Source organism: Streptomyces sp. NPDC014861 (assembly GCF_043081625.1).
In the GTDB taxonomy this organism is placed as follows: domain Bacteria; phylum Actinomycetota; class Actinomycetes; order Streptomycetales; family Streptomycetaceae; genus Streptomyces.
This window is the reverse complement of record NZ_JBIBWV010000014.1, coordinates 64,665-90,882: the sequence shown is the minus strand read 5'-3', so window position 1 is coordinate 90,882 and position 26,218 is coordinate 64,665. Positions and strand designations below refer to the sequence as shown.

General features: G+C 74.3%; 22 protein-coding genes. 5 read left to right on the top strand and 17 right to left on the bottom strand.

All coding sequences use genetic code 11. The features are described from left to right. Positions 1 to 10: 10 nt before the first annotated feature. A complete protein-coding gene (locus tag ACF1BN_RS25100; RefSeq protein ID WP_392333842.1) occupies positions 11 to 1,120 on the bottom strand; it encodes an SDR family oxidoreductase in 1,110 nt (369 codons plus the stop codon). A gap of 190 nt (positions 1,121 to 1,310) precedes the next feature. On the opposite strand from ACF1BN_RS25100, the gene ACF1BN_RS25095 reads away from it, so the two are divergent. Continuing rightward, complete coding sequence (locus tag ACF1BN_RS25095) at positions 1,311 to 2,741, top strand: zinc-dependent metalloprotease (protein WP_392333841.1); 1,431 nt, start codon at positions 1,311 to 1,313, stop codon at positions 2,739 to 2,741. Continuing rightward, the gene (locus ACF1BN_RS25090; RefSeq protein WP_392333840.1) at positions 2,738 to 3,259 is read left to right on the top strand and encodes an NUDIX hydrolase; all 522 of its coding nucleotides are present in this window, start codon (positions 2,738 to 2,740) and stop codon (positions 3,257 to 3,259) included. Before ACF1BN_RS25095 ends, ACF1BN_RS25090 begins: the two co-directional genes overlap by 4 nt. A 69-nt stretch (positions 3,260 to 3,328) precedes the next feature. Here ACF1BN_RS25090 and ACF1BN_RS25085 read toward each other — a convergent pair whose 3' ends face one another. The 4 genes from ACF1BN_RS25085 to ACF1BN_RS25070 all read right to left on the bottom strand — a co-directional run bounded on the left by ACF1BN_RS25085 (position 3,329) and on the right by ACF1BN_RS25070 (position 7,151). After that, a complete protein-coding gene (locus tag ACF1BN_RS25085; protein WP_387274422.1) occupies positions 3,329 to 4,084 on the bottom strand; it encodes an AIM24 family protein in 756 nt (251 codons plus the stop codon). Between the two features lie 19 nt (positions 4,085 to 4,103). Then, positions 4,104 to 4,784, bottom strand: a complete 681-nt coding sequence (locus ACF1BN_RS25080; RefSeq protein WP_392333839.1) for an AIM24 family protein — start codon at positions 4,782 to 4,784, stop codon at positions 4,104 to 4,106. A gap of 14 nt (positions 4,785 to 4,798) precedes the next feature. Further along, positions 4,799 to 6,472 carry a TerD family protein gene (locus tag ACF1BN_RS25075; protein ID WP_392333838.1) on the bottom strand — a complete coding sequence of 558 codons (1,674 nt, stop codon included), beginning with the start codon at positions 6,470 to 6,472 and terminating at the stop codon, positions 4,799 to 4,801. Between the two features lie 112 nt (positions 6,473 to 6,584). Next, the gene (locus ACF1BN_RS25070) at positions 6,585 to 7,151 is read right to left on the bottom strand and encodes a M48 family metallopeptidase (protein ID WP_392333917.1); all 567 of its coding nucleotides are present in this window, start codon (positions 7,149 to 7,151) and stop codon (positions 6,585 to 6,587) included. 151 nt (positions 7,152 to 7,302) lie between these two features. Between ACF1BN_RS25070 and ACF1BN_RS25065 the strand changes: the two genes are divergently transcribed. Beyond that, positions 7,303 to 8,511 (top strand): TOMM precursor leader peptide-binding protein, encoded by a 1,209-nt coding sequence (locus tag ACF1BN_RS25065; RefSeq protein ID WP_392333837.1) that lies wholly within the window; start codon positions 7,303 to 7,305, stop codon positions 8,509 to 8,511. Further along, complete coding sequence (locus ACF1BN_RS25060; protein WP_392333836.1) at positions 8,504 to 9,847, top strand: ABC1 kinase family protein; 1,344 nt, start codon at positions 8,504 to 8,506, stop codon at positions 9,845 to 9,847. The genes ACF1BN_RS25065 and ACF1BN_RS25060 overlap by 8 nt, the downstream gene beginning before the upstream one ends. A gap of 9 nt (positions 9,848 to 9,856) precedes the next feature. Here the strand turns inward: ACF1BN_RS25060 and ACF1BN_RS25055 are convergent, their stop codons facing one another. The 5 genes from ACF1BN_RS25055 to ACF1BN_RS25035 form a co-directional block, all read right to left on the bottom strand. Beyond that, positions 9,857 to 10,039: a hypothetical protein gene (locus ACF1BN_RS25055; RefSeq protein ID WP_392333835.1), complete on the bottom strand. Its 183-nt coding sequence runs from the start codon at positions 10,037 to 10,039 to the stop codon at positions 9,857 to 9,859. 99 nt (positions 10,040 to 10,138) lie between these two features. Next, on the bottom strand, positions 10,139 to 10,498 hold the full coding sequence (locus ACF1BN_RS25050; RefSeq protein WP_392333834.1) for a hypothetical protein: 360 nt from the start codon (positions 10,496 to 10,498) through the stop codon (positions 10,139 to 10,141). After that, the gene (locus tag ACF1BN_RS25045; RefSeq protein WP_392333833.1) at positions 10,495 to 10,863 is read right to left on the bottom strand and encodes a WhiB family transcriptional regulator; all 369 of its coding nucleotides are present in this window, start codon (positions 10,861 to 10,863) and stop codon (positions 10,495 to 10,497) included. The genes ACF1BN_RS25050 and ACF1BN_RS25045 overlap by 4 nt, the downstream gene beginning before the upstream one ends. A 170-nt stretch (positions 10,864 to 11,033) precedes the next feature. Then, positions 11,034 to 11,381, bottom strand: a complete 348-nt coding sequence (locus ACF1BN_RS25040) for a hypothetical protein (protein ID WP_392333832.1) — start codon at positions 11,379 to 11,381, stop codon at positions 11,034 to 11,036. Between the two features lie 172 nt (positions 11,382 to 11,553). Then, on the bottom strand, positions 11,554 to 13,758 hold the full coding sequence (locus tag ACF1BN_RS25035; RefSeq protein ID WP_392333831.1) for an ATP-dependent DNA helicase UvrD2: 2,205 nt from the start codon (positions 13,756 to 13,758) through the stop codon (positions 11,554 to 11,556). A gap of 195 nt (positions 13,759 to 13,953) precedes the next feature. On the opposite strand from ACF1BN_RS25035, the gene ACF1BN_RS25030 reads away from it, so the two are divergent. Continuing rightward, the gene (locus tag ACF1BN_RS25030) at positions 13,954 to 14,208 is read left to right on the top strand and encodes a glutaredoxin domain-containing protein (protein ID WP_392333830.1); all 255 of its coding nucleotides are present in this window, start codon (positions 13,954 to 13,956) and stop codon (positions 14,206 to 14,208) included. Between the two features lie 68 nt (positions 14,209 to 14,276). Here the strand turns inward: ACF1BN_RS25030 and nudC are convergent, their stop codons facing one another. From nudC to ACF1BN_RS24995, 7 genes are all read right to left on the bottom strand, one after another. Then, positions 14,277 to 15,224, bottom strand: coding sequence for an NAD(+) diphosphatase (gene nudC / locus ACF1BN_RS25025; RefSeq protein ID WP_392333829.1), 948 nt, complete (start codon positions 15,222 to 15,224; stop codon positions 14,277 to 14,279). 55 nt (positions 15,225 to 15,279) lie between these two features. Then, complete coding sequence (locus tag ACF1BN_RS25020; protein WP_392333828.1) at positions 15,280 to 16,698, bottom strand: dipeptidase; 1,419 nt, start codon at positions 16,696 to 16,698, stop codon at positions 15,280 to 15,282. A 10-nt stretch (positions 16,699 to 16,708) separates the two neighbouring features. After that, positions 16,709 to 20,020, bottom strand: a complete 3,312-nt coding sequence (locus ACF1BN_RS25015; RefSeq protein ID WP_392333827.1) for a UvrD-helicase domain-containing protein — start codon at positions 20,018 to 20,020, stop codon at positions 16,709 to 16,711. 98 nt (positions 20,021 to 20,118) lie between these two features. After that, complete coding sequence (locus ACF1BN_RS25010) at positions 20,119 to 20,931, bottom strand: hypothetical protein (RefSeq protein ID WP_392333826.1); 813 nt, start codon at positions 20,929 to 20,931, stop codon at positions 20,119 to 20,121. A gap of 73 nt (positions 20,932 to 21,004) precedes the next feature. After that, positions 21,005 to 21,781, bottom strand: a complete 777-nt coding sequence (locus ACF1BN_RS25005; protein WP_392333825.1) for a hypothetical protein — start codon at positions 21,779 to 21,781, stop codon at positions 21,005 to 21,007. A gap of 157 nt (positions 21,782 to 21,938) precedes the next feature. Next, positions 21,939 to 25,412 carry an ATP-dependent helicase gene (locus ACF1BN_RS25000; protein WP_392333824.1) on the bottom strand — a complete coding sequence of 1,158 codons (3,474 nt, stop codon included), beginning with the start codon at positions 25,410 to 25,412 and terminating at the stop codon, positions 21,939 to 21,941. Positions 25,413 to 25,726: 314 nt separating this feature from the next. Next, positions 25,727 to 26,167, bottom strand: coding sequence for an MGMT family protein (locus ACF1BN_RS24995; RefSeq protein ID WP_392333823.1), 441 nt, complete (start codon positions 26,165 to 26,167; stop codon positions 25,727 to 25,729). Positions 26,168 to 26,218: the final 51 nt, after the last annotated feature.

Below are 26,218 nucleotides of genomic sequence, written 5' to 3'. Positions count from 1 at the left end.
TAGGAGGGTCCTACAGGCCGCGCCGCTTCCTCATCTGCCGCACCAGGGCCGCGGTGCCCAGGAGGGCCACCGTCGCGCCCGCGGCGCCCGCCGCCGTGGCGTCCTTGCGGCCCAGCCGGCGGCCCGCGACCGTGTGCCGGCCCTGGACCTCCTCCAGGAGGGCCGCGAGGACCTCCTCGTTGGTCCACCGCGGGCGCCAGCCGGCGTCGTGGAGCCGGCCGACGCTGACCACCCAGGGGTGCATGGTGTAGGCGAGGTCGCCGGCCGGGGACGGGGTGAGGCCGATCCGGTGGAGCCGGGCGGCGGCGCCGAGGGCGACCGCCGAGGGCAGCTCCATGCGGCGGATCCCGGACAGCTCCTCGACCTCCTCCTGCTCCAGCCAGCCCTCGCAGCCGACCGCGAACTCGCCGTCGACCTTCTCCAGGGCCGCGTACTCCAGGGCGCTGACCAGGTCCTCCACGTGGCAGAACTGCCAGGTGGGGCGTGATCCGGCGACGACCAGGAGGCGGGGCGACTCGAAGTAGCGGGTCAGCGCCGTGTCCGTACCGCCGACGAGGACGGCCGGGCGGACCACGGTCACGTTGAGGCCGGGGTGGGCGCGGGAGCCGCGGCGGCCGAGCCGCTCGATCTCCAGCAGGTCGCCGACGCCGGTGGCCTCGGCGGTGGCCCGCAGCTCGGCGTCCTCGGACAGCGGGATGTCGTTGTCCGGCAGCGCGCCGTAGACCATCGTCGAGGTGCACAGGACGACCCGGTGGACGCCGGCCGCGGCGGCCGCCGTGAGGACGGTCTGCGTGCCGCGCACGTTGTAGGCCGTCCGGGCGGCGGAGTCGGTCTCCAGGTCGAGGTCGACGGCGAGGTGGACGACGACGTCGGCGCCCCGCAGCTTCTCCGCGATGGCCGGATCGCGCACGTCGAGGACATGCCAGGTCGCCTCCGGCACCTCGCCGCGCCGCTCGTCGATGGCGACGACCTTCCGGATCTCCTCCGAATCGGCGAGACGCCTGGTCAGCAGGGCTCCGACACCCGTGGCGGCGCCGGTGACCGCGACGACGGGGCCGCGCACGGCGGACCGGGTTGAGTGGTTTCGCGCTCCGCGAACCTGCGGATCTGGGGAACTCACCGACCGACTCCAGAGGTTGTCTTCAGTACGTACGGGGATGACGCGTGCGTACCAGGTGGCGTCCATCCTGCCGCAGGGCACGGCCCGGCGGAGACTTGAGCCCATATCCGACCCGGATGTCTACGCTGGTGTGGTGCAGTGGGCAGTCGCCGCCGGCAGAAGCCGGTGGCCCTAGGAGCCGAGGAAACCTGTGAGTGACACCCCATTCGGATTCGGCCTTCCGCCGGAGGAGCCGGAGGACGGCGACGAAGGCAAGAAGAAGGACCCCACCGGAGGTGGCCAGGGGTCCGGCAGCCCGTTCGGGGCGAACCCGTTCGGCTTCGGCGGCCTGCCCGGCATGGGCGGCGGCCAGGGCGGAGCGGACAATCCGTTCGCGGCGATGTTCGGGGCGATGAACCCGACGGACCTGGGCGCGGCCTTCCAGCAGCTCGGCCAGATGCTGAGCTACGAGGGCGGTCCCGTGAACTGGGACATGGCCAAGCAGATCGCCCGCCAGGTGGTCGCGCAGGGCACCGCCGACGGCGTCAAGGACGCCAGCGTGGGCCCCGCCGAGAAGTCCGCCGTCGAGGAGGCGGTCCGCCTCGCCGACCTCTGGCTCGACCAGGTCACCTCGCTGCCCTCCGGGGCGAACACGGCGGTGGCGTGGAGCCGCGCGGAGTGGGTCGAGGCGACCCTCCCGGCGTGGAAGGAGCTGGTGGACCCGGTCGCCGAGCGGGTCGGCACCGCCATGGGCGACGTGCTGCCGCAGGAGATGCAGGCCATGGCCGGCCCGCTGATCGGCATGATGCGGTCGATGGGCGGCGCCATGTTCGGCCAGCAGATCGGGCAGGCCATCGGCGCGCTCGCGGGCGAGGTCGTCGGCTCGACCGACGTCGGCCTGCCGCTCGGCCCGGCCGGCCGTGCCGCGCTGCTCCCGCTGAACGTGGAGTCGTTCGGCAAGGACCTGAGCGTGTCCTCCGACGAGGTCCGGCTCTACCTGGCGCTCCGCGAGGCCGCGCACCAGCGCCTCTTCGCCCACGTGCCGTGGCTGCGGGCGCACCTCTTCGGCGCCGTCGAGAGCTACGCGCGCGGGATCAAGGTCGACACCTCGAAGCTGGAGGAGGCCGTCTCCCAGCTCGACCCGACCCACCCCGAGCAGCTTCAGGAAGCGCTCCAGTCCGGCATGTTCCAGCCGCAGGACACGCCCGAGCAGAAGGCGGCCCTGGCCCGTCTGGAGACGGCGCTCGCGCTGGTCGAGGGCTGGGTGGACGCGGTGGTCCACGAGGCCGCCAAGTCCCGGCTGACCTCTGCGGACGCGCTGCGCGAGACGCTGCGCCGGCGTCGTGCCACCGGTGGCCCGGCCGAGCAGACCTTCGCCACCCTGATCGGTCTGGAGCTGCGCCCCCGCCGGCTGCGGGACGCCTCGCGGCTGTGGGCCTCGCTCACCGACGCGCGCGGGGTCGACGGCCGCGACGGTCTGTGGGAGCACCCGGACATGCTGCCGACGGCGACCGACCTGGACGACCCGGACGGCTTCGTCCACCGCGAGCACCTGGACTTCTCCGAGCTGGACAAGATGCTCGGCGAGGCCGCCCAGGGCGACCGCGACCCGAAGGACGGGGACGGGGACGAGAAGAAGTGACCCTGCACGACGACGCGGTCCTCGTCCTGAAGGGGTACGAGGGCCAGCCCGAGCTGCGTGATCTGTACCTGGAGCACCTGGCGGCCCATCCGGACGGCATGTACAAGCCGTGCGCGGCCGGTCACCTCACCAGCAGCGCGCTGGTGATCGACCCCTCGCGCGGGCGGGTGCTGCTCACCCTCCACAAGAAGCTCGGCATGTGGCTGCAGATGGGCGGCCACTGCGAGGAGGGCGACGCGACGGTCGAGGCGGCGGCGCTGCGCGAGGCGGCGGAGGAGTCGGGTGTGAGCGGTCTGACGCTGCTGCCCGGCGGCCCGGTGCGGCTGGACCGGCACGCGATCCCGGCGCCCTGCCACTGGCACCTCGACGTGCAGTACGCGGCGCTGGCGCCCGCGGACGCGGTGGAGCGGATCAGCGAGGAGTCGCTGGACCTGAAGTGGTTCGCGTACGACGAGGTGGCCGCCGTCGCGGACACCTCGGTGGTGCGGCTGGTGGAGGGCACCCTGGCCCGCCTGTGACGGCCGGCGGACGAGAGAGGGCCCCCGGATCTTCCGGGGGCCCTCTTCGTTCCGTCCGCGCGCGGTGCGTCAGTTCCAGGCGTTGTTCTGGTTCTGGGCGTGGGCGCCGTGCTGGCCGACGCCGAACTGGGCGGCGGCGCCCTGGCCGATCGCCGCGTTCTGCGGCGGCATGACCTCGCTGGGCTGGACGAGGGCGAAGCCCTGCCCGAGGAAGCTGAGCTCCCAGCCCTCGCCGGTGCTGCCCCGGCGGCTGCGGACGCTGCTGTTGTGCGTCTGGGCCTGCATCTGGACGCGCAGCGAGGTCGACCAGGCGACGATCGCGTCCGCGTCGGCGCTGACGTACTTCTCCGGGGTGACCTGGAGCATCAGCGGCTGGCCCGAGGTCATCAGGGCGACCTTGCCCCGGCCGGTGATGTTGAGCTGGTACTTGCCGGTGCCGGAGACCCCGTACTGGCTGTCGACCGCGATGACCTCGGTGTGGAGGCTCGTGTCGAGCGCGAGCACGTAGGCGCTGTCGACGGTGAGGCCCTCGTGGTCGACCTCGACGACGTGGATGTACTGGGCGAGGTTGGCGAAGTAGACCGTGCCCTGGCCGGAGCAGCGCATCAGGTCGAGGCCCTCGCCGGTGCGGGCGCGGGCCTGCCGCTGGCTGCTGCTCTGGTACTCGCCGTCGAAGTCGACGAGGCCCTGGTAGGCGACCATGGCGCCCTTGCGCGCCAGGATGTCGTCGTGGCCGGTGAGGCTGACCCGCAGGAGCTGCGGGTTCTGGACGACGTACCGCTCCTGGCTCTGCTGCTCGGCGTGGTTGAAAAGCGGGCTCTGCATGATGTGTTCTCGCTCCCCCTCAGCCCCGGACCCGCAGGCGGTCGCTGCTGTCCTCGCTGGGCTGTACGACGACGATGCCCTGGCCCGAGAAGGCCATCTGGTATGCCTCGCCGCTGCCCCGCCCGATGAGGGAGGACGCCTTGAAGCTGCGCTTGCCCTTGACCTTCAGCGTCGGCGACCAGGCGACGAGCGCGTCGGGGTCGACGTAGGTCTCGTCCTCGCCGCGGCCGCAGTCGACGACGATCGGGGTGCCGCGCGAGGTGAGCGCGACCCACCCGGTGCCGGCGATCCCCACGTTGAAGAGGCCCTGGCCGGCGAACTTGGCGAGGCCCTTGACCCGCTCCACGCCCCACTGGAGGTGGGCGTCGAAGGCGAGGAGGTTGCTGCCGTTGACCGAGATCGCGTCGTTCTGGAGGTTGATCACGACGACGTCGGCGCCGTAGTCGGCGAGGTAGAGCAGGCCGTCGCCGGCGCACTTCATGATCGGCGCGCCCTCGCCGCTGGCCCACTCCTTGGCGACCTGGCGGACGGCGGGCGGGTTGGGCTCGTAGCTGATGAAGCCCTCGTAGGCGACCATCGAGCCGGTCCGGGCGTAGAGGTCCTGGCCGGAGGCCATGGCGACCTTGAGCATGGTGCGGCCGTGGTTCTCCATGCGGGCCGCGATGGGGGTCGGGGCATAGCCCGCGAGCTGCTGGTTCATGGTGTCGGGCTCCCTCAGACCTCGTACGGCTGGACGACGATGAAGTTGCCGGGGGCGCCCCGGAACTGGAGGTTCACGGTCTCCCCGCTGTGGCCGGGGAAGGCGTTGCGCCGGAGCCGGACCTGGCTGGACAGGATGACCTGCGAGGCGGCGGACCAGGCGACGACCGCGTTGCAGTCGGCGAAGGTCGTCGGCGTGACCGGCAGGACCACGGGGACGCCGTGGGTCTTGACGATCACGGTGCCGGTGCCCTGGAACTGCATGGTGAACAGGGCGCCGCCGGGGATGCCGTGGCCCTCGATGCGGCGGACCTCGTACTGGAGGGTCTCGTCGAAGGCGAGGACGTTCTCCGCGGAGACGCAGATGGCGTCGCCCTGGAGCTCGATCGGGTGCAGATGGGCGCCGTTCTCGGCGAGGAAGACCTGGCCGCGGCCGGTGCAGCGCATGAGCTGCATCTCCTGGCCGGTGGCGTTGCCGACGATCCGGCCGGCGAAGCCCGCGCCCTTGTAGGAGAAGTCGACCTTGCCCTGGTACATGACCATGGAGCCCTGGCGGGCGAGGACGGGGGTGCCGCCCATGGCCAGGTCCACCCTCATGAGCTGCTGGTTCTGCGGGGTCCAGCGGGCTCCGGTGGCGGTCTCCTTGAACGGGGCGAGCGCGGCGGCGAGTCCGGCGCCGGCCGCGGGGGCGCCCTGCGGCACGCCCTGGGGCGGCATGCCCGGCGGCATGCCGGGCTGCTGCCCGTAGGGGGCGGGCTGGCCGTAGCCGGGCTGCTGGCCGTACGGGGCCTGCGGCGGCTGCTGCCCGTAGGGGGCGCCGTGCGGCGGGGTCTGGCCCGGGATCTGCCCGTAGGGGGCGCCGTGCGGCGGGGTCTGCCCGTACGGCGCGGGGGCGGCCGGCGCGGGGGGCGGCGGCGGCACCGGGGCGGGGGCGAGCGGCGCGACCATGGTCGGCTGGGTGTGCACGGGCTGCGGGGCGGGCGGCGGGGTCGGCGGCTGGGCGCCGTAGCCGGGCTGCGGAGCGCCGTAGCCGGGGGCGGGGGCCGGAGCCGGGGCGGCGGGAGCGCCGAAGGCCGGGGGCGCCGCGGCCTGGGCGGGGGCACCGAAGGCCGGGGCGGCCTGCTGGGGGGCGGCCGGCGGCTGGGCCGCGGGCTGCTCCTCCTCCAGGACCTCGCCGCCGAAGTTCCGCAGCAGCGCTTCCAGGCCACCGTCGAAGCCCTGGCCGACGGCGGCGAACCGCCACACGTCCTTCAGGTAGAAGTCGCCGAGCATCACCGCGCGCTCGGTGGAGAACTCGGCACCGGTGAAGGCGTAGCGGGCGACCTCCTCGCCGCCGGCGACGATCCGGATCCAGCCGGGCCCGACCTGGGACATCTGGCCGTTGCCGTCGATGGTGGCGGTGAAGGCCAGCTTGTGGATCTGCGGGGGGATCCGGTCGAGGGTGACGCGGAAGGACTCGGTGTCCCCGGACTGCGCGCCGAGCAGCTGGATGGACTCCTCGGGCGACTTCGGCTGGTTGAAGAAGACGAAGTACCGGTCGTCCGAGAGGCGCTCGTCGGCGTCGAGCCCGAAGCAACTGATGTCGAAGGTGAGTCCGGGCGCCGCGATCTGCACGCCCACGTACAGATCGGTACCGGCGGTCAGATCACTGATCTTGGCCTTGTGGCCGCGTTGGAATTCCCTGGCCATGCGTAACGACCGTCCCCCATCCCGATGGCGAATGACTCGCGTCAGGCTAACCGCTGCGAACGACATTCAGACAGGGCGGGGCGGTTCCGGTACGGAATCGGGAAATCGGGCCTCAACCCGCGTGATCTTCGTCCGAAGGGTGCGGGAGGCGGTCGCCGGCGACCACTCCTTCGAGGTAGCCGCGGGCCCGCTCGGTCCGCGGGTAAGCCTCCAGGAGCCGCCAGAAATCGGGGCCGTGGCCGGGGACGAGGAGGTGCGCGAGCTCGTGCAGGAGGACGTAGTCGACGACGTACTCGGGCATGGGCTGGAGGCGGTGGGAGAGCCGGATCGAGCCCTCGGCGGGGGTGCAGGAGCCCCAGCGGCTGTTCTGATTGGTGACCCAGCGCACAGAATCGGGGCGGGCCTTCCCGTCGAGGTAGCGGGCGGAGAGGCGGTCGGCCCGTTCGGCCAGCTCGGCGTCGCCGCGGGTGGCGCGGCGCTCCTTCTGCTTCTCCTTCGCGGCGAGCTTCTCCAGCATCACCCCGACCCAGCGGCGCTCCTCGGCCTCCGACATCCGGGCCGGGATGAGGACGATGGTGCGGTCCCCCTCGCGGTACGCGGAGACGGAACGGGTGCGGCGGGCGCTCCTGCGGATCTCGACTGGCACGCCCTCGACGGTACCGGGCCCGTCCGGCGGAATCGCCTGTGTATGACCTACGCGACGTTCCGCCCGTATGACTTTCGGGCGGGCCTGTGGACAACTTTCCGCACCGTTCCGCGGCGTCGTGCAGCCTGGTCCGGGAGAAGACGCGGGGAACGGCGCGGGAACGCGGGGACGGACGGGGGCGGGAATGCATCCGATGGTGAAGCCGGCGCTGCGCCGGGCGTGGCGGAGTCTGACCTGCGTGCAGTACGGGGTGACGCCGGCGCACGCGGTGGTGCTGGACCCGGTGGACGCGGCGACGGGCCGGCTGCTCGGGCTGATGGACGGGACGCGGGGGACGGCGCTGCTGCGGCGGGAGGCGGCGGAGCTGGGGCTGCCGGAGGGGCGGCTCGACGCGCTGCTCGCGCGGCTCGCGGCGGCGGGCCTCCTGGTGGAGGCCGGGGCCGGTCGGCCGGGCCGGGCGGGTCCGGCGGCGGGGGCGGTGGACACGGCGCTGGATCCGCTGCGGGCGGATCTGGCCGCGCTGTCGGTGGTGCGCCCGGAGCCGGACGGGGCGCTGCGGACGCTGGCGGCCCGCCGGGAGCGGCGGGTGGTGGTGCGGGGCACCGGGAGGGTGGGCGCCGGGGTGGCGGCGCTGCTCACGGCGGCGGGCGTCGGCACGGTGGAGGTGGCGGACCGGGGGCGGGTGGAGCCGTGGGACACGGCGCCGGGCGGGCTGCCCGCCGAGGCGGTGGGCGAGCGGCGGCTCGCGGCGGCGCGGCGGCTGGTGGGCCGCTGGGCGCGCGGTCCGGTCTCCGCCCGGCGGAGGGGCACGCGGGCGGGGGCGGGTGACGGGGACGACGGGGTGCCGGTGTCGCTCGTGCTGGTGACGCCCCGGGACGGTCTCGGTGTGCTGTGGCCGGATCCGGTGGCGGCCGAGCCGTGGACGGCGGCGGGGGTCCCGCAGCTGTACGCGGGGGTGCTGGAGGCGACGGGTCTGGTGGGGCCGCTGGTGCTGCCGGGCGGGACGGCCTGCGCCCGGTGTCTCCAGGAGGAGGCGGTGGACCGGGACGCGGCGTGGCCGCGGCTGCTCGCGCAGTGGCGTTCGGGGGCGCCGCATCCCCTGCCGGCCTGCGACGTGACGCTGGCGGCGGCGGTGGCGGGGCTCGCCGCGGCGCACGCGCTGGCCTTCCTGGACGGGGAGCTTCCGGCGAGCACCGGCACCCGCTGGGAGGCGGTGGCCCCGACGCTGGGGTGGCGGTCCGAGCGGCTGGTGCCGCACCCGGCCTGTCCCTGCGGGGCCGCGCGCGGCAGGGTGGGGGTGGGCGCCTCGGCAGCCGGGGAGGCGCGGTCCACAATGGCGGGGCACAGCCCTGCGCGGCACGGCAGTCTGGGAATTGGAGGGGCGCATGTCTGATCTTCCCCGGAAGGCGGTCACCCGGACCGCCAAGTTGGCCGCGTTGCCGCTGGGCTTCGCGGGCCGCGCGACCTGGGGCCTGGGCAAGCGGATCGGCGGCAAGTCCGCCGAGTTCGTCGCCCGGGAGCTCCAGGAGCGCACGGCGGAGCAGCTGTTCAAGGTGCTCGGTGAGCTCAAGGGCGGGGCCATGAAGTTCGGCCAGGCGCTGTCGGTCTTCGAGTCGGCGCTGCCGGAGGAGGTCGCCGGCCCGTACCGGGCGGCGCTGACGAAGCTTCAGGAGGCGGCTCCGCCGATGCCGGTGCGCACGGTGCACGGGGTCCTGGAGGAGCGGCTCGGGGCGGAGTGGCGGGAGTTGTTCCTGGAGTTCGAGGACAAGCCGGCGGCGGCCGCGTCGATCGGGCAGGTGCACCGGGCGGTCTGGCACGACGGGCGCGAGGTCGCGGTGAAGGTGCAGTACCCGGGTGCCGGGGAGGCCTTGCTGTCGGATCTGGCGCAGCTGGGCCGGTTCGCCCGGCTGCTCGGGCCGCTGGTGCCGGGGATCGAGGTGAAGCCGCTCATCACGGAGCTGCGGGAGCGGGTGACGGAGGAGCTGGACTACGCGCTGGAGGCGCGGGCGCAGCGGGCGCACGCCGAGGTCTTCGCGGACGATCCGGACGTGGTGGTGCCGGGCGTGGTGCACCAGGCGGAGCAGGTGCTGGTGACCGAGTGGATGGACGGGATCCCGCTGGCGGAGGTGATCGCGGACGGCGGGCAGGAGCAGCGGGACCGGGCCGGTCAGCTGCTGGCCCGGTTCCTGTTCTCGGGTCCGGCCCGGACGGGGCTGCTGCACGCGGATCCGCATCCGGGGAACTTCCGGCTGCTGCCGGCCGCGGACGGGTCGGACGATCCGTCGGGGTGGCGGCTCGGGGTGCTGGACTTCGGCACGGTGGACCGGCTCCCGGGCGGGCTTCCGGAGATGATCGGGACCTGTCTGCGGATGACGCTGGCCGGTGAGGCGGAGCCGGTGTACGCGCTGCTGCGGGAGGAGGGGTTCGTCAAGGAGTCGGTGGCGCTCGACCCGGAGGAGGTCCTGAAGTACCTGCTGCCGATCATCGAGCCGGCGGAGGCGGAGTCCTTCGTCTTCACCCGGGGCTGGATGCGGACGCAGGCGGCCCGGATCGCCGATCCGCGCTCCCCCGCGCACCAGCTCGGGCGGCAGCTGAACCTGCCGCCCTCGTATCTGCTGATCCACCGGGTGACGCTCTCCACCATCGGGGTGCTCTGCCAGCTGAACGCGACGGTCCGGCTGCGGGACGAGCTGTCCGCCTGGCTGCCCGGCTTCGACCCGGAGGGCTGAGGGCCGGGTTCACCACCAGGAGGAGTCGAGGCGGCCCTCGATGGCGCGGAGGTTGGCGCGGGCGCACGCCTCGCAGAAGTACTGGCGGCGGCCGTTCTCGACGGAGCAGGTCCAGGTGATCGGGAGGGTCTCGGCGGTCCTGCCGCAGCGTGCGCAGGCCACGGTCTCCTCCGCGGCGCGGGGCTCGTTCATCCTCGTGACGATAGCCCGGCGGGGCGCCCGCGGCCGGGCAACGCACCGCGGGGGCCGGTCCGTTCGGACCGGCCCCCGCGGGGACGCCTGGTGGGGCGCTCAGTGCATGACGGCCATGGCCAGCGCGCGGCGGGCGCGCAGCGAGACGCGCTCGGCGCGGCGCTGCATACGCCGGGCGGCGATCAGGCGCGCGGCCTGACGTTCCGCCTCGGCCTCACGCTGTCGCTCGTGCATATGGGCACGGGCCAGGGCTTCTGGGATGAGTTGCATGTCACGGGTCCTGTTCTGACGCAGCGCGGGGGCGCCGGCGGTGGAGAGGTCGGGGGTGGCGGAGCGGACGGGCTCGGTGGCGGGCGTGGTCATCGGGGCCTGCTTCTGGGGATCGTGCGTGAGGGGGTGGTCGATCGTTCCGGTACGCCTGGGGGCCTTGTGGGGTGCCTCCCAGGTGCGGGCGGTCATGCCGCGACCGGGTTCTTGCGCGGACGGCCGCGGGGCCGCTTGCGGGCGACGACGACGCCCTGGACGAAGAGCTCGCCGCCCCAGACACCCCAGGGCTCACGGCGCTCCTTGGCACCGGCGAGACAGGCCGCGACCAGCGGGCAGGTCTTGCAGAGGGACTTGGCGTACTCGACGTCGGCCGGGGACTCGGCGAAGAAGACCTCCGGGTCGTAGGCGCGGCACGGGACGGGGACGCCCAGGTTCTCGATGGCGTCGTCGAGAGCGGTGAGCGATGTGAGGGGGGTCAAGGCGTGGTCCTCCGTGAGGCCGGACGGGGGGAGCGTTTCGGAAGGCGGTACGGACGGGGCGTGCGCTTCGAGTTGCACGGGTGTCTTTTCCTCGTCTGGTCGTTCCGGCCGGTCGGCCGGGTCTTCGGCTGGTACCGGGTTTCTTGTCCCGAGGCCCCTTCGCTCCGTCGTCCCCGTTCGGGGACAAACAGAAGGGCCGCGGATCCCGGGTGGGGTTCCGCGGCCCTGAAGGCGCCGGCCTGATCAGGTCAGGCTGGATCACTCCAGGGTTCGAGCCCACGGAAGGCCCACATCGTGTGGTGCTGCGTCGTCTGCTGCTTGCCGGCACCGGCCGCCGCGAAGCCATAGGCCGTGATTCCGGCCTTGCCCTCTTCAGCCACCCGTGCCTCGGTCGGTCGCTCGTCGCGCTCGATGACGGCCGTGCCGCGACCGGACAGACCGGTGGCGGGCAGACCGCTGCCAAGGAACGCGAAGGCGGAGAGGCCGAGCGAGCAGGCGGAGGCGACCGAGCGATCGGTCATTTTGGCGGTGCTGACGATGGCGTCGAGCTTGCTGCTGACGACATTGCTGCTGATGACGTTGATGTTGCTGATCACTGGAATCGCCTCCTCTCGGCGTCTCGGAGAGCTCGGGTGCGAGCCGGGCTCTCGATGTTTATTTGGACAAGTACAACACGAGACAGGGCTTCATAAGAAGCCGCTGTTGCGTGGTTAAGAACCTATGGGGCTTGACGGGGCAGGCGCAAACTATTTTTCCCACGAGTTTCGATCAGACGTCGTCCGGCTCCTCCGCACCCTCTCCACCCGGGTCCTCACCTGCGCAGATGGCGAGGACGTCGGCTCCGAAGCGGTCCAGCTTGCGGGCGCCGACGCCGGCGATCACGGCGAGCTCGCCGCCGGAGCCGGGCACCCGCTCGGCGATCGCCATGAGCGTCTTGTCGGTGAACACGCAGTAGGCCGGCTGGCCGAGTTCCCGGGCCCGGTCGGCTCGCCAGTCGCGCAGCCGCTCGTACAGGCCCTCGTCCATGTCGGAGGGGCAGTCCTCGCAGCGGAGCAGCTTCATCGCGCCGGCCTCGGTGAGGGTGGTGCCGCAGACCCGGCAGCGGACGGGGCCGCGCGGGCGGCGCCGGGCTCCCTCGCCGGCCCGGCCGGAGCCGCCGCGCTCGATGCCGCCGCCGACGGCGCCGTGGCCGGTGCCGCGGCTGCCGGAGCCGGGGCGCAGGCCCTTGAGGAAGCGGCTGGGGACGCGGCTCGGGCGACCGCCCGGGGAGCGGGAGAGCGCCCAGGAGAGCGTGAGGTGGACGCGGGCGCGGGTGACGCCGACGTAGAGCAGCCTGCGCTCCTCCTCGATCTGCTCGTCCGTCTTGGCGTAGGTGATCGGCAGCATGCCGTCGGTGAGGCCGACCAGGAAGACGGCGTCCCACTCCAGGCCCTTGGCGGCGTGCAGGGAGGCGAGGGTGACGCCCTGGACGGTGGGGGCGTGCTGGGCGGCGGCGCGCTCGTCGAGCTCGGCGACCAGATCGGAGAGGGTGGCGCCGGGGTGGGCGGCGGCGAAGTCGTCGGCGAGCCGGGCGAGCGCGGCGAGCGACTCCCAGCGGTCCCGGACGGCGCCGGAGCCCGCCGGGGGCCGACTGCTCCAGCCGTGGCCGGAAAGCACCGCCCGCACCTGGGCCGGCAGGTCCTCGGCGCCGTCGAGGAGGGTGTCGTTCGCCCCGAAGCGGGCCGCGCCGCGCAGGGCCGCGCCGGCCTCCCGCACCTCCTGGCGCTCGAAGAAGCGCTCGGCGCCGCGGAGCTGGTAGGGGACGCCGGCGTCGGCGAGGGCCTGCTCGTAGACCTCCGACTGGGCGTTGATCCGGTACAGGACGGCGATGTCGCCGGCGGGGACGCCGGCGGCGATCAGGTCGCGGACCCGGCGGGCGGTGCCCTCGGCCTCCCCGGGCTCGTCGCCGTACTCGGTGTAGACGGGCTCGGGGCCGCGCTCGCGCTGCGAGACCAGCTCCAGGCGGTGCTCGGCGGCCCGGCCCCGGGCCTGGTCGAGGAGGCCGTTGGCGAGGTGGACGACCTGGGGGGTGGAGCGGTAGTCGCGGACCAGCTTGACCACGGTCGCCTGCGGGTGCCGGCCGCGGAAGTCCAGCAGGTGGTCGGGGGTGGCGCCGGTGAAGGAGTAGATCGTCTGGCTGGCGTCGCCGACCACGCAGAGGCTGTCCCGCTCCCCCAGCCACAGCTCCAGGAGGCGCTGTTGGAGCGGGGAGACGTCCTGGTACTCGTCGACCACGAAGTGCTGGTACTGGCGGCGGATCTGCTCGGCGATGTCGTGCCGGTCCTGGAGGATGCCGACCGTGAGCAGCAGCACGTCCTCGAAGTCGATCACCGAGCGCTCGCCCTTGAGCTGCTCGTACATCGCGTAGAGCTGGCCGATCTCGGCCGGGTCCCTCGGGGCGTCGCGCCGGGTGCGGGCGACGGCCGCCGGGTAGTCGGCGGGCACGGTCTGGGTGACCTTGGCCCATTCGATCTCGGCGGTGACGTCCCGCAGCTCGTTCCGGTCGAGCCGGACCCGGCAGCGGGCCGCGGCCTCGGCGACGAGCTGGACCTTCCGCTCCACCAGCCGGGGCAGCGGTCCACCGATCGCTTTCGGCCAGAAGAACTGGAGCTGCCGCAGCGCCGCCGAGTGGAAGGTGCGGGCCTGGACGCCGCCCGCGCCGAGCTGGCGGAGCCGGCCGCGCATCTCCCCGGCGGCGCGGTTGGTGAACGTGACGGCGAGCACGCTCGCGGGCTGCAGCACGCCCGCCCGGACCCCGTAGGCGATCCGGTGGGTGATCGCCCGGGTCTTGCCGGTGCCGGCGCCCGCGAGGACGCACACCGGTCCGTGCAGGGCCGTGGCGACCTCGCGCTGCTCCGGGTCGAGCCTGTCGAGGACCGCGTCGGCGGTCTCCGGTACCCGAGGGAAGAGAGAGGAGTGCGTTGCTGCTGTCACTCCGCCATGCTGCCAGGTCGGGCGGGGTCGGTGCGGCGCGTCGTCCACAGGCCGGGGTACGCGGTCGTACCGTCGCATGATCGTCCCGGCCGGGGCGGGGAGCGGCGCAGCTCACCCGGCGGGCGGGAATGGTGGGCCGGGTGCCGTACGTTCTTCCTTCGGCACCGACCCCGAACCGATGAGGAGCGCCTGGCCATGCAGGGCACTGTGACGATGTACAGCACCGAGTGGTGCGGCTACTGCCGCCGGCTGAAGGGCCAGATGGACCGCGAGGGCATCGCGTACACCGAGGTCAACATCGAGCTGGACCCCGAGTCGGCCGCCTTCGTGGAGAAGGCCAACGGCGGCAACCAGACCGTCCCCACGGTGTTGGTCGTCGCCCCCTCCGGCACCGAGTCGGTCATGACGAACCCCAGCCTGGCCCAGGTCAAGCAGGCGCTCTCGGTCTGACGGACCCCGCACAGCGAGGGGCCCCCGCCGGACGCTTCCGGCGGGGGCCCCTCGCTGTGTGCGGGGTCTCAGACGACGTCGCCGGGCTTCGGCAGCGGCTTGCCGTACCAGAGCTCGATCAGCCGGGAGGCGATCGAGATGCCGTACGGCGGCAGGATCTCGCCCGAGGCGAAGCCGGCCTCCAGGTCCGCGCGGGAGAACCAGCGGGCCTCGTGGATCTCCTCGCCGTCCACCTCGATCTCCGGGGAGGTGGCCCGCGCGAGGAAGCCGAGCATCAGGCTGGACGGGAAGGGCCACGGCTGGCTGGCCACGTACTCGACCTCGCCGACGGTGACGCCGGCCTCCTCGAAGACCTCCCGGACGACCGCCTGCTCGATCGACTCGCCCGGCTCCACGAAGCCGGCGAGCGTCGAGAAGCGGCCCTCCGGCCAGTGCACCTGGCGGCCGAGCAGCGCCCGGTCCTGGTCGTCGGTGACCAGCATGATCACGGCGGGGTCGGTGCGCGGGTAGTGCTCGGCGCCGCAGACCGGGCAGCGGCGGATGTGGCCGGCCGCCGCGATCACCGTGCGCTCGCCGCAGCGGGAGCAGAAGCGGTGGAGGCGCTGCCAGTTCTCCAGGGCGACCGCGTGGGTCATCAGGCCCGCGTCGCGCGGCGACAGCAGCATCCCGGCCTCGCGCAGGCCCGCCGGACGCGCCGACTGGTCCATCCGGCCGGGCAGCGAGTCCTTCTGGAGCGCGAAGTACGACACCCCGTCGGTGTCGGTGCCGAGGAAGTAGCGGTGCGTCTCGGTCATCGGCGCCTCGAACGCCGGGGTCATGACCAGCTCGGTGGTGCCGTCGGGGCGGTCGTCGATCAGCACCTGGCCGCCCGACACCACGAAGACGCGGGTGGTCGGGTGGCTCCAGGCGGCCGCGAGCCACGCCTCGTCGAGGCGGTGGTGGGCGGCCCGGTCGACACCGCTCGGGGCGGTGAGCGAGATCGGGCGGTCCGCGAACGCGTTGTTCAAGGTGCTCACAGGTGCTTCCAACTCCCCCGGTTCGGTGACGGTGATGACGGCGTGGGCCCGGCGCTCAGCGCTCGCCGGCCCGCAGGGCGGCGGGCAGGTCGCCCCACAGGTGGGCGGTCGTCTCGACGCCCTTCATGAGGAGGTCGAGCTCGACCTTCTCGTTCGGCGCGTGCCAGCCGTCGGACGGGACCGAGATGCCCAGGAAGAGCACGGGCGCGTCCAGGACGTCCTGGAGGTCGGCGGCGGGTCCCGAGCCGCCCTCGCGCGTGTAGCGGACGGTGGCGCCGTCGAAGGCCCGGCTCATCGCCCCGGCCACCGCCTTCAGGGCCGGGTGGCCGAGCGGGGTGAGGCAGGGGCGGGTGGGGGCGCCGAAGACGATCTCGTACCGGATGCCGGCCGGGACGAGTCCGGCCAGCCACTCGCGCACCAGCGTCTCGATCCGGTGCGGGTCCTGGCCGGCGACCAGCCGGAAGGACAGCTTGAGGTGGGCGGAGGCGGGGACGATGGTCTTGCCGCCGGGGCCCTGGTAGCCGCCTCCGATGCCGTTGACCTCGGCGGTGGGGCGGGCCCAGACGCGCTCCAGGGTCGAGTGGCCGGCCTCGCCGAGGGTGCCGTGCGACCTGGCGGTGCGCAGCCACGCCTCCTCGTCGAAGGGGAGCTCGGCGACGAGCTTCCGCTCGGCCTCGGTGAGCTCGGTCACCCCGTCGTAGAAGCCGGGGATCGCGACCCGCTCGCCGGCGTCGTGCAGGGCGGCGACGATCCGGCCGGCGACGGTGGCCGGGTTGGGGACGGCGCCGCCGAAGGAACCCGAGTGGATGTCCTGGTCGGGGCCGTACAGGTCGATCTCGCAGTCGGCGACCCCGCGCATGCCCGTGCAGACGGTCGGGGTGGTCTCGGACCACATGCCGGTGTCGGAGACGATCACGACATCGGTGGCGAGCCGGCCGGCCCGCTCCTCGACGAGCGCGCGGAAGTGCGGCGACCCGGACTCCTCCTCGCCCTCCACGAGCAGCTTCAGGTGGACGGCGGGGGTCGTGCGGCCGGTCACGGCGAGGTGGGCGCGGACCCCGAGGGTGTGGAAGAACACCTGCCCCTTGTCGTCCGCCGCCCCGCGCGCGTACATCCGCCCGTCGACGACGGTCGGCTCGAAGGGGTCGGTGTGCCAGCCGTCCTCACGGGCGGCGGGCTGCACGTCGTGGTGGCCGTAGACCAGGACCGTCGGCGCGTCCGGGTCGTCGGACGGCCACTCGGCGAAGACGGCCGGAGCCCCGTCGGTCTCCCAGACCTCGACCGTGGTGAAGCCGGTCTCCTTCAGCGCTCCCGCCAGCCATTCGGCGCTGCGCCGCACGTCCCCGGCCCGCTCCGGCTGCGCCGACACGGACGGGATGCGCAGCCACTCCGCGAGGTCGCCGAGGAAGGCGGCGCGGTGCTGCTCGATGTACGCGCGTACGGGGTGGACGACGCTGTCCGGGGTCTCGCTCATGGCCACGAGCCTATCCGGCGCCGGGGGGTGCCCCGCCCAGCAGGATGGCCTCCAGCTCCGCCCGTCCGGGCAGCCGGGCCGGGCGGGCCGTCTCGCCCGTGCGCACGTAGACGAAGGCGGCGGCCACCTCCTCGGGGTCCAGGCCGTGCTGCTCGGCCCAGGCGAGCCGGTACAGCGCGAGCTGGAGGGGGTCGGCGGTGCGGTGGTGGCTGGTCTTCCAGTCGACGATCTCGTACGCGCCCGACTCCGGGTCCCGGTAGACGGCGTCGATCCGGCCGCGCACGACCCGGCCCGCGAGGGTGAGGTGGACGGGGACCTCCACCCGGTACGGGGTGCGGTGGGCGTACGGGGTGCGGGCGAAGGCCTCCTTGAGGGCCTCCAGGTCCCGCTCGTCGACGATCTCCGGCTCGCCCGCGAAGTCCTCGCCGCCGGGGAGCTCGTCCGGGCCGAGGAGGGGCAGCGGCAGCTCCTCGAAGCGGGACTCCACCCACGCGTGGAAGCGGGTGCCGCGGCGGGCGGCGGGCTGCGGGGGCTTCGGCATGGGGCGGGCCAGCTCCTGCGCGAAGCCGTCCGGGTCCTCGGCGAGGCGGAGGACCTGCGAGGCGGAGAGGTACGCGGGGAGGACGACGTCGCGGGTGGTGGCGCGGGCGCGGCGGAGTTCGGCGGTGAGGGCGGTGAGGTCGCGGTCCCAGGAGGCGACGGCGCGGAGCTCCTCCGGGGTGAGCGTCTCGCGCGGGTGCGGGACCGTGCCGAGGGCCTGCTCCGGGTCGTCCGGGAGCCAGAGGTCGTCGGCGTGCGGATCCCCGGGGGCCGGCGGGGCGGGCTCGGGCGGGACGGCGGACCACAGGTGCTGGTGGACCAGTTCGGCGGCCTTCCTGCGTCGCCGGAGCGCGTCCTCGTCCAGCGGGAGGGGCCAGGGGAGGTCGCGGTCCGCCGCGGCCAGGAGGGGGTTCTCGGCGCCCTTCTCCGGCTCCTGCGCCCATGCCTCGATGTCGCCGTGGCCCCGCGCGCAGTGGGCGTACAGCTCGGCCAGGAAGTCCGAGGGGCCCCGGGGCTTCTTCTGGGCGGGGCCCCACCAGTGGGCGGAGGCGAGGAGGAGGGTGCGGGGGCGGGTGAAGGTGACGTAGCCGAGGCGGAGCTCCTCGGTGTGCTGGTGGTCCGTCATCGCGGCCTTGAAGGCCTTCATGGCGGCGGCGTCCCAGGTGTCGAGGTCCGGGAGGGTCTCCGCGTCGCCGCGCAGGGCGTGCGGGAGGACCTGCGGCTGGGAGGTCCAGGACTCGCGGGCGCGGGCGGACGGGAACTGGCCGGCGACCAGCCCGGGGACGGCGACGACGTCCCATTCGAGGCCCTTGGACTTGTGCGCGGTGAGCACCTTGACGGTGTTCTCGCCGCCCGGGAGGGCGTTGTCGAGGCCCTTCTCGAACTGGGCGGCGGTGCGCAGGAAGCCGAGGAAGGCGAGGAGGCTCGCCTCGCCGTCGAGGGAGGCGAAGCCGGCGGCGACGTCGAGGAAGTTGCCGAGGGTCTCGCGGCGGCGGGCGGCCAGCGCGTGCGGGGAGGCGGAGAGTTCGACCTCCAGGCCGGTGACGGTCAGGACCCGGTGGAGGACGTCCATGAGGGGGTCGGCGAGGGCGGCGCGCAGCGAGCGGAGTTCGGCGGCGAGGCGGGCGAAGCGGACCCGGGCCTCGGCGGAGAAGGGCAGGCCGTCCTCGGGGTGGCCGGCGGAGTCGAGGAAGGTGTCGAGGGCGTCGGCGAGCGAGATCACCTCGGCGGGGTCGACTCCCTCGACGGCGGCGGCGAGCTTCTGGCCCGGGTCGGGGTCGGTGTCGCCGCGGTGGACGAGGAGGCGGGCGCGGCGGCCGAGGAGGGCGAGGTCGCGGGGGCCGACGCGCCAGCGGGGGCCGGTGAGGAGGCGGACCAGGTCGGCGTTGGCGCCTGGGTCCTGGAGGACCTCGCAGACGGCGACGAGGTCGGCGACCTCGGGGAGGTGGAGCAGGCCGGAGAGGCCGACGACCTCGACGGGCACTCCTCGGGCGACGAGGGCGGCCTGGATCGCGGGGAAGTCGCCCGCGGTGCGGCACAGGACGGCCATGGAGCCGGGTTCGCGGCCGGTGCGGACGAGGTGGGCGAGGGAGTCGGCGAGCCAGTCGATCTCCTCGGTGTGGGTGGGGAGGAGGGCGATCCGCACGGTGCCGTCGGCCTCGGCGCCGGGGGCGGGACGCAGCGCCTCCACGCCCGCGTGCATCGCGCGGAGCGGGGTGGCGAGGCCGTTGGCGAGGTCGAGGAGGCGGCCGCCGCTGCGGCGGTTCTCGGAGAGGGAGTGGCGGGCGGCGGGGGTGCCGTCGGTGTGGGGGAAGTGGTCGGGGAAGTCGTCGAGGTTGGCGACGGAGGCGCCGCGCCAGCCGTAGATGGCCTGGCAGGGGTCGCCGACGGCGGTGACGGGGTGGCCGGTGCCCTGCCCGAAGAGGCCGGAGAGGAGGAGCCGCTGGGCGACGGAGGTGTCCTGGTACTCGTCGAGGAGGACGACCCGGAACTCGTCGCGGAGCAGGCCGCCGACTTCGGGGCGGGTGGTGGCGAGCCGTGCGGAGAGGGCGATCTGGTCGCCGAAGTCGAGCAGGTCGCGGGAGCGTTTGGCGGCCCGGTAGCGGGTGACGAGTCCGGTGAGCTCGCGGCGGGCGGCGGCGGTCTCGGGGAGCTTGCGCAGGTCGTCGTTGGTGAGCTTGGCGCCGGCGAGGGCGGTGAGGAGCTCGGCGTCGTACGCGAGGAGGTCCGCGGGGTCGACGAGGTGCTCGGCCAGTTCGGCGTCGAGGGCGAGCAGGTTCTCGACGAGGGTCGGGAAGGACTTGGTGAGCGCCGGGTACGGGCCGGGGGCCTCGCGCAGCACGCGCGCGGCGAGCTGGAAGCGGGTGGCGTCGGCGAGGAGCCGGGAGGTCGGTTCGAGGCCGATGCGCAGGCCGTGGTCGGTGAGGAGCTGCCCGGCGAAGGCGTGGTACGTGGAGATGCGGGGCTCGCCCGGAGGGTTGTCGGGGTCGACCGGGTCGGGGTCGGTGACGCCGGCGCGGACGAGGGCGGTGCGGACGCGCTCGGCGAGTTCGCCCGCGGCCTTGTTGGTGAAGGTGAGGCCGAGGACCTGCTCGGGGGCGACCTGTCCGGTGCCGACCAGCCACACGACCCGGGCCGCCATCACCGTGGTCTTGCCGGAGCCGGCTCCGGCCACGATGACCTGCGGGGCGGGCGGCGCGGTGATGCAGGCCGTCTGCTCCGGGGTGAAGGGGATGCCGAGGAGCTCCTTGAGCTGCTCGGGGTCGGTGAGGTGCGCGGTCACCCTGAAGAGGCTAACCGGGCGGTCGGACATTCCCGTCCGGCACCGGCCTCACCTGCGGTTTCGCGGCTCGGGGGCGGGACGGGGCCGGGCGGAGGGGGTCAGGCGGGGGTGCCGGGGTCGAGCCGGGAGAGGTCGACGGTCTCGTCGGCCGGCGGGGCGGTGACCTCCACCGGGCGGTCGAACTCGGAGAGGGTCATGGAGCCGGGCTCGTCGCCGCCGGTCCTGACGACCTCCCGGATGTACGGCCTGCCCTCCTGGGCGACGGAGACGGTGGTGGTCTCGTCGCCGTCCTTCCTGACGAGGGTCGCCACGGGGGTGCCGTCCACCTCGCGGTCGGGGCCCCGGGTGAGGCCCTCGCGGTCCTCCTCGTCCCTGCCGAGGTCGTCGAGGAGGGTGTCGAGGTCGCAGACCTCGCTGAGGTCGCCGCTGCCGGCCTGGCCGGGGGCGATCTTGAGCCAGCGGCCCTGGACGAGCTCGATGACGGGGGCGATCTGGTTCTCGGGGACGCCCTGGGCCGTCATGGAGGTCCGCCAGAAGGACTCGTCGCCCTTCATGTACGTGATGTCGTCGACCCGGCGGAGTTCGGCCCTGCCGTCGTCGACGCCGATGCGGCCCCGGCAGGAGCCCTGGTCGTCGACGGAGAAGTCCACGTCGAGGTCCTGTCCCTCGGTGACGACCTCTCCGGTCATGCGCAGGGAGTCGGCGGAGCGGGTGGCGTCCACGGCCCGGTCGGCGATCGCGGTGGGCGTGAGTCCGTCGAAGGGGTCGGGCGTCGGTGCCGCGGCGGGCCGCGCGGGGCCCTGGGGCGCCGTCGCCGCCCAGGCCGCCGCCGGGGCGGGGCCCGCGACGGCGACGGCGGCGCAGACGACCGCCGCGGCGCGGAGCTTCCGGTGGCTGGACTGGGACCGCATACGAGCCTCCTCGTCCCCCCGGACCCTGTCACCAGGGTGGCCCCACGCGCGCGTGGTCGCTACTCGGCGTGGGTCAGCTGCCGGCGCCGGCCTTCATGAGCGCCTCCAGGTCCATGACCTGGTCGGCCGGCGGAGGCGTGACGGTGAGCGCCTTGTCGTAGTCGGAGAGGGTCATCTCGCCGGGCTCCTCGCCGCCGGTGGCGACGGTGCGGAGGATGTACGGCTTGGCGGAGTCCTTGGCCACGTAGACCGTGTTGACCTCGCCCTTGTCGTCCGCCTTGGACTTGAGGACGACGGCGGGGGTGCCGTCGACGTCGGCGTCGGCCTCACGGGTGAGACCGGTGGTCTTGTCGTCCTTGCCCATGTCGGCGAAGAGCGCCTTCAGGTCGCAGAACTCGCCCATGTCGTCGGAGTCCGAGCCCTCGGCCGGCATCTTCATCCAGCGGCCGTTGAGCAGGGCGGCCATGGCGGCGCCCTCCTCCGCGGAGGCGCCCTTCTCGTCGCCGGAGTTCTTGTAGAAGGCGTCGTCACCCTTGATGTAGGTGAAGCCGCCGGTCCGCATGATCTCGGCCTTGCCTTCGGCGCCCACACCCATGGTGCCCTGGCAGGTGCCCTTGTCGTCGACGCTGAAGTCGATGGCCATGGCCTGGCCGTCGCTCTTGATGTCGCCCTTCATGTGGACCGAGGTGGCGGTCTTGGTCGCCTCGATGGCCTTCTTGGCGATGTCGTCGGCGGAGACGCCCGCGAAGGGGTCGGCGGCCTTGTCGTCGCCCTTGCCGCAGCCCGTGAGACCGATGACGGCGGTGAGACAGATCGTCGTCGCGGCCCAGAGCTTCCGGTTGGCCCTCATGCGCGTGCTCCTCAGCGTGCTCGATGTGCTTTCGGTGTGTTCGAAAGCGAATGTTCACAGGTTCTCTTCACGCAGACCTTATGGGGTGGCGCGCAACGGACGGTGAACGGGGGTGGACAAAGGCTGCGCAAACGGAAATGTGACCCGCGTCACTCGCTCAGTCGACGACCTGGCGGCCCTCGGGCCGGGCGCTGCACGCGGCGCGGAAGGAGCAGGTCGCGCAGTGCTGACCGGTCGTCGGGGTGAAGCGCTCGTCGAGGACGCGGCCGGCGGCGGTCGCGAGTAGGTCGCCGATCCACTCGCCGTCCGGCGGCTGCTGGGCCTGCACCTTGGGCAGCGCGTCGCCGCCCTCCTTCTTGGGCGCGGCCTGGCGGAGCTGGACGAGTTCGGCGCCGCCGGGTTCGGGGCGGCGGCCGTCGAGGACCTCGTCCAGGGCGCCCTCGCGGACGGCCAGCTGGTAGACGGCGAGCTGCGGGTGGTGGGCGACCTCGTCCCGGGTGGGGGCGGACTTCCCGGTCTTGAAGTCGACGACGTACGCGCGGCCCTCCTCGTCGGTCTCCACGCGGTCCATGGAGCCGCGGATGCGGACCTGGTACTCCCCCGCCTCCAGGGTGACGTCGAAGCCGTGCTCGGAGGCGGCGGGGGTGCGGCCGCCGCGGTCCATGACGTGCCAGCTCAGGAACCGTTCCAGGGCCACGCGCGCGTGGCCCTTCTCCTGCTCCGACTTCCAGGGGGCGTCGAAGGCGAGGGCGTCCCAGACCGTGTCGAGCCGGGCCATGAGGACGTCCAGGTCGGCCGGGGTGCGGCCGGAGGCGACCTCGTCGGCCAGGACGTGGACGACGTTGCCGAAGCCCTGGGCCGCGGAGGCCGGTTCGGCGGCCTTGACCTCGCGGCCCAGGAACCACTGGAGCGAGCAGGTGGCGGCGAGGTTCTCCAGAGCGCTCGGGGAGAGCGCGACGGGCCGGTCGCGGTCGCGCAGCGGAGCGGCGGAGCGGGTGGGCTCGTGGAGGCCCCACCAGCGGTCCGGGTGCGCGGCCGGGACCATCGGCTGCCCGTCCTCGTCGGCGAGGGCGGCCAGTTCGGCGAGGCGGCGGGCGGCGGCGTCCCGGAGCGCGGGCGAGGCGTCCGGGTCGACGGTGGTGGCGCGCAGCTCGGCGACGAGCGCGGAGACGGCGAGCGGGCGGCGGGGCCGGCCCGGCACCTCCTTGGGTTCGGCGCCGAGTTCGGTGAGGAGGCGGGAGGGCTGGTCGCCGTCCTCGGCGGGGGCCTTCACCGCGGTGACGACGAGCCGGTCGCGGGCGCGGGTGGCGGCCACGTAGAAGAGCCGGCGCTCCTCGGCGAGGAGCGCGCCGGGGGTGAGCGGTTCGGCGAGGCCGTCGCGGCCGATGCGGTCGGCTTCGAGAAGGGAGCCGCGGCGGCGCAGGTCCGGCCAGAGGCCCTCCTGGACGCCGGCGACGACGACGAGGCTCCATTCCAGGCCCTTGGAGCGGTGCGCGGTCATCAGGCGGACGGCGTCCGGGCGGGTGTGCCGGCGGGTGAGGGTGTCGGCGGCGATGTCCTGGGCGTCGAGCTCTTCGAGGAAGTTGAGCACGCCTCGGCCGCCGAGCCGCTCCTCGGCGCGGGCGGCGGTCTCGAAGAGGGCGCAGACGGCGTCGAGGTCCCGGTCCGCGTTGCGGCCGGCCGGGCCGCCGCGGAGGGCGGCGCGCTCCAGGCGGGCGGGCCAGGGGGTGCCGTTCCAGAGCACCCACAGGGCCTCCTCGGCGGTGCCGCCGGCGGCGAGCAGCGCGCGGGTCTCCTGGAGGAGCCGGCCGAGCCGCTGGGCGCCGCGGGCGTACGCGGGGTCGTGCGCGGTGAGGCGCTCGGGCTCGGCGAGGGCGCGGGCGAGCAGGACGTCGGAGGGGGGCGGGAGCCTGTCGCCCGCGGCGCGGGCCTCGTCGCGGAGGGCGCGGCCGAGCCGCCGCAGGTCCGCGGGGTCGATGCCGGCCAGGGGCGAGGCGAGGAGTTCGAGGGCGGTCTGGACGTCCAGCCACGCGGTCGCCCCGCCGGGCAGGTCGCCGACGGCGTCGCCGGATACGTCGTCGAGCGCCTCGCGGAGCCCGCCGCCGGGCGCGTCCCCGGACGCCTCACCGAGCCCGTCGCCGGGCTCCTCGCCGAGCACCTCGGCGGCCCCGCCCTCGACCTGGCCACCCTCGGCCCGACCGCCCACGACCGAGGCACCCGCATCCGGGCCACCCGCGTCCCGGCCGCCCGCGGCCGACGCGACCGCGCGCAGGGCCAGCAGCAAGGGGGAGACCGCCGGTTCGTGGCGCAGCGGGGTGTCCGCCGCGTCGGTCTCCACGGGGACGCCCGCGGAGGTCAGGGCGCGGCGGAGGGCCGGGAGGCCGGCGCCGGCGCGGGTGAGGACGGCCATGGCCTGCCAGGGGACGCCGTCCTCCAGGTGGGCGCGGCGGAGCAGGTCGGCGATGTTCTCGGCCTCGGCGGAGGCGGTGGGGTACGTGTACGCCTCGGCCCGGCCTCCGTCCCGTACCGGTGCCAGTTCCCGGTGGGCGCGGACCGCGGCCGCGGGCAGCCGGGTCAGCGGCATCCGGCGGGTCAGCTGCCGGGTGGCGGCGAGGAGGTCGGCGCCGGCCCGGCGGGAGGTGCCGAGGACGCGGACGGGGGCGCCGCCGAAGGCGGCGGGGAAGTCGAGGATGCCGTTCACGTCGGCGCCGCGGAAGGCGTAGATCGACTGGTCGGGGTCGCCGAAGGCGACGACCGTGTTCCGGCCGCCGCCGGTGAGGGCGGTGAGCAGCCGGACCTGGGCGGGGTCGGTGTCCTGGTACTCGTCGACGTAGACGGCGTCGTACCCGGGGAGGGTGACCCGCTCGGCGAGCAGGACCGCCCGGTGCACCAGCTCGGTGTAGTCGAGGACGCCCTGGAGGTCGAGGACGTCGAGGTACTCGGCGAGGAAGCCGGCGGCGGCCTTCCAGTCGGGGCGGCCGACGCGTTCGGCGAAGCGCCGGAGCGCGTCGGGGCCGAGGCCGAGCTCGCGGGAGCGGGCGAGGACGGCGCGGACCTCGTCGGCGAAGCCGCGGGTGGTGAGGCAGGCGCGGAGCTCGTCGGGCCAGCGGACCCCGCCGAGCCCGGTCCGTTCGAGGTCGATCTGGCCGGCGAGGAGCTCGCGGACGGCGAGGTCCTGCTCGGGGCCGGAGAGCAGCCGCAGCGGTTCGGCGAAGAGTTCGGCGTCCTGGTGGGCGCGGATGAGGGCGTAGCAGTAGGAGTGGAAGGTGGTGGCCTGGGGCGGGCGCCGGCCGCCGAGCCGGGTGGCCATCCGGTCGCGGAGTTCGACGGCGGCCTTGCGGCTGAAGGTGAGGACGAGGATCCGCTCGGGGTCGGTGCCGCGCTCCATGCGGGTGGCGACGGCCTCCACCAGCGTCGTCGTCTTGCCGGTGCCGGGTCCGGCGAGGACGAGGAGCGGTCCCCTGTCGTGCTCAACCACCGCCCGCTGCGCTGCGTCCAGCTGAGGGGGGTCCACCGGGGCCGGGGCCGTGCGCACCAGCCGGTACGCGCCGGGGGTCCGCTGCCTGCCCGCGCCCGGGTACGGCTGTCCCCGGTGCGGCGGCGTCGGCCGGGTGGTGGAGGAGGAGCTCACGTGGTTGGCCGGTCCTGGTCGATGGTGATGTGGTGCCGGTGCCGCGGGCGGCGCCGGTGACCGCTGGGGGGACGCGGGTACGGGCCCCGGCACGCGCGCGTGCCCGTCTCCGTACCGCGGTCCGTGTCCCCGCCGTGTCCGGCGCCGGGTGCGGCACGCCCGTCGACGGTACGCGAAACCGGGCCGCGGCGGGCCCCGGTCTCCCGGACCGGACGGAGCGGACGGACCGGACCGCCGTCGTCACCGGGGCGGCAGGGGCCGGCGGGGCGGGTGTGAGATCCCGCACGCCCGGCGTCGGCCGGGTGCCGGGGGGTTCAGGCCGGGGCGTCGCCGTCGGAGCCGCCGTCCCACCGGGCGCGGCGCATGTCGACCTTCGGCACGTGTCCCTCGGCGGCCGGGCCGCGCTCGCGCAGCGGGGTGCCCTCGTCGCGGTAGTGGCCGAGGGCGCGCAGCTCGTGGCCGGGGAGCAGGACGCCGTCGGCGCGGACCACCCGCCACCACGGAGCGCCGCCGCCGTAGAGGGACATGACGCGGCCGACCTGGCGGGGGCCGCCCTCGCCGAGCCATTCGGCCACGTCGCCGTAGGTCATCACCCGGCCGGGCGGGATGCGGTCGGCCACGTCGAGCACCGCCTCCGCGTACGGGGGGAGCTCGCTCTCCGCGGAGGCCGGAGGCCGGCCCTCCGCCGGTCCGGAGCCGTCCGCTCCGCTCGGTCCGGTCTGTCCCACGGGTCCCTCCAGGCTCATCCGGCACATCTTGCCTCACCGCACCGACATGGCATCGATGCCTCCGCGGGGCGGCTCTTC

Excerpts from the sequence above, each read along its gene's own strand:
- ACF1BN_RS25010 (WP_392333826.1), bottom strand. The coding sequence starts at position 20,931 with ATGCGGTCCCAGTCCAGCCACCGGAAGCTCCGCGCCGCGGCGGTCGTC.
- ACF1BN_RS25065 (WP_392333837.1), top strand. The coding sequence starts at position 7,303 with ATGCATCCGATGGTGAAGCCGGCGCTGCGCCGGGCGTGGCGGAGTCTG.
- ACF1BN_RS25005 (WP_392333825.1), bottom strand. The coding sequence starts at position 21,781 with ATGAGGGCCAACCGGAAGCTCTGGGCCGCGACGACGATCTGTCTCACC.
- ACF1BN_RS25050 (WP_392333834.1), bottom strand. The coding sequence starts at position 10,498 with ATGACCGCCCGCACCTGGGAGGCACCCCACAAGGCCCCCAGGCGTACC.
- ACF1BN_RS25085 (WP_387274422.1), bottom strand. The coding sequence starts at position 4,084 with ATGCAGAGCCCGCTTTTCAACCACGCCGAGCAGCAGAGCCAGGAGCGG.
- ACF1BN_RS25060 (WP_392333836.1), top strand. The coding sequence starts at position 8,504 with ATGTCTGATCTTCCCCGGAAGGCGGTCACCCGGACCGCCAAGTTGGCC.
- ACF1BN_RS25055 (WP_392333835.1), bottom strand. The coding sequence starts at position 10,039 with ATGAACGAGCCCCGCGCCGCGGAGGAGACCGTGGCCTGCGCACGCTGC.
- ACF1BN_RS25080 (WP_392333839.1), bottom strand. The coding sequence starts at position 4,784 with ATGAACCAGCAGCTCGCGGGCTATGCCCCGACCCCCATCGCGGCCCGC.
- ACF1BN_RS25030 (WP_392333830.1), top strand. The coding sequence starts at position 13,954 with ATGCAGGGCACTGTGACGATGTACAGCACCGAGTGGTGCGGCTACTGC.
- ACF1BN_RS24995 (WP_392333823.1), bottom strand. The coding sequence starts at position 26,167 with ATGTGCCGGATGAGCCTGGAGGGACCCGTGGGACAGACCGGACCGAGC.
- ACF1BN_RS25020 (WP_392333828.1), bottom strand. The coding sequence starts at position 16,698 with ATGAGCGAGACCCCGGACAGCGTCGTCCACCCCGTACGCGCGTACATC.
- ACF1BN_RS25075 (WP_392333838.1), bottom strand. The coding sequence starts at position 6,472 with ATGGCCAGGGAATTCCAACGCGGCCACAAGGCCAAGATCAGTGATCTG.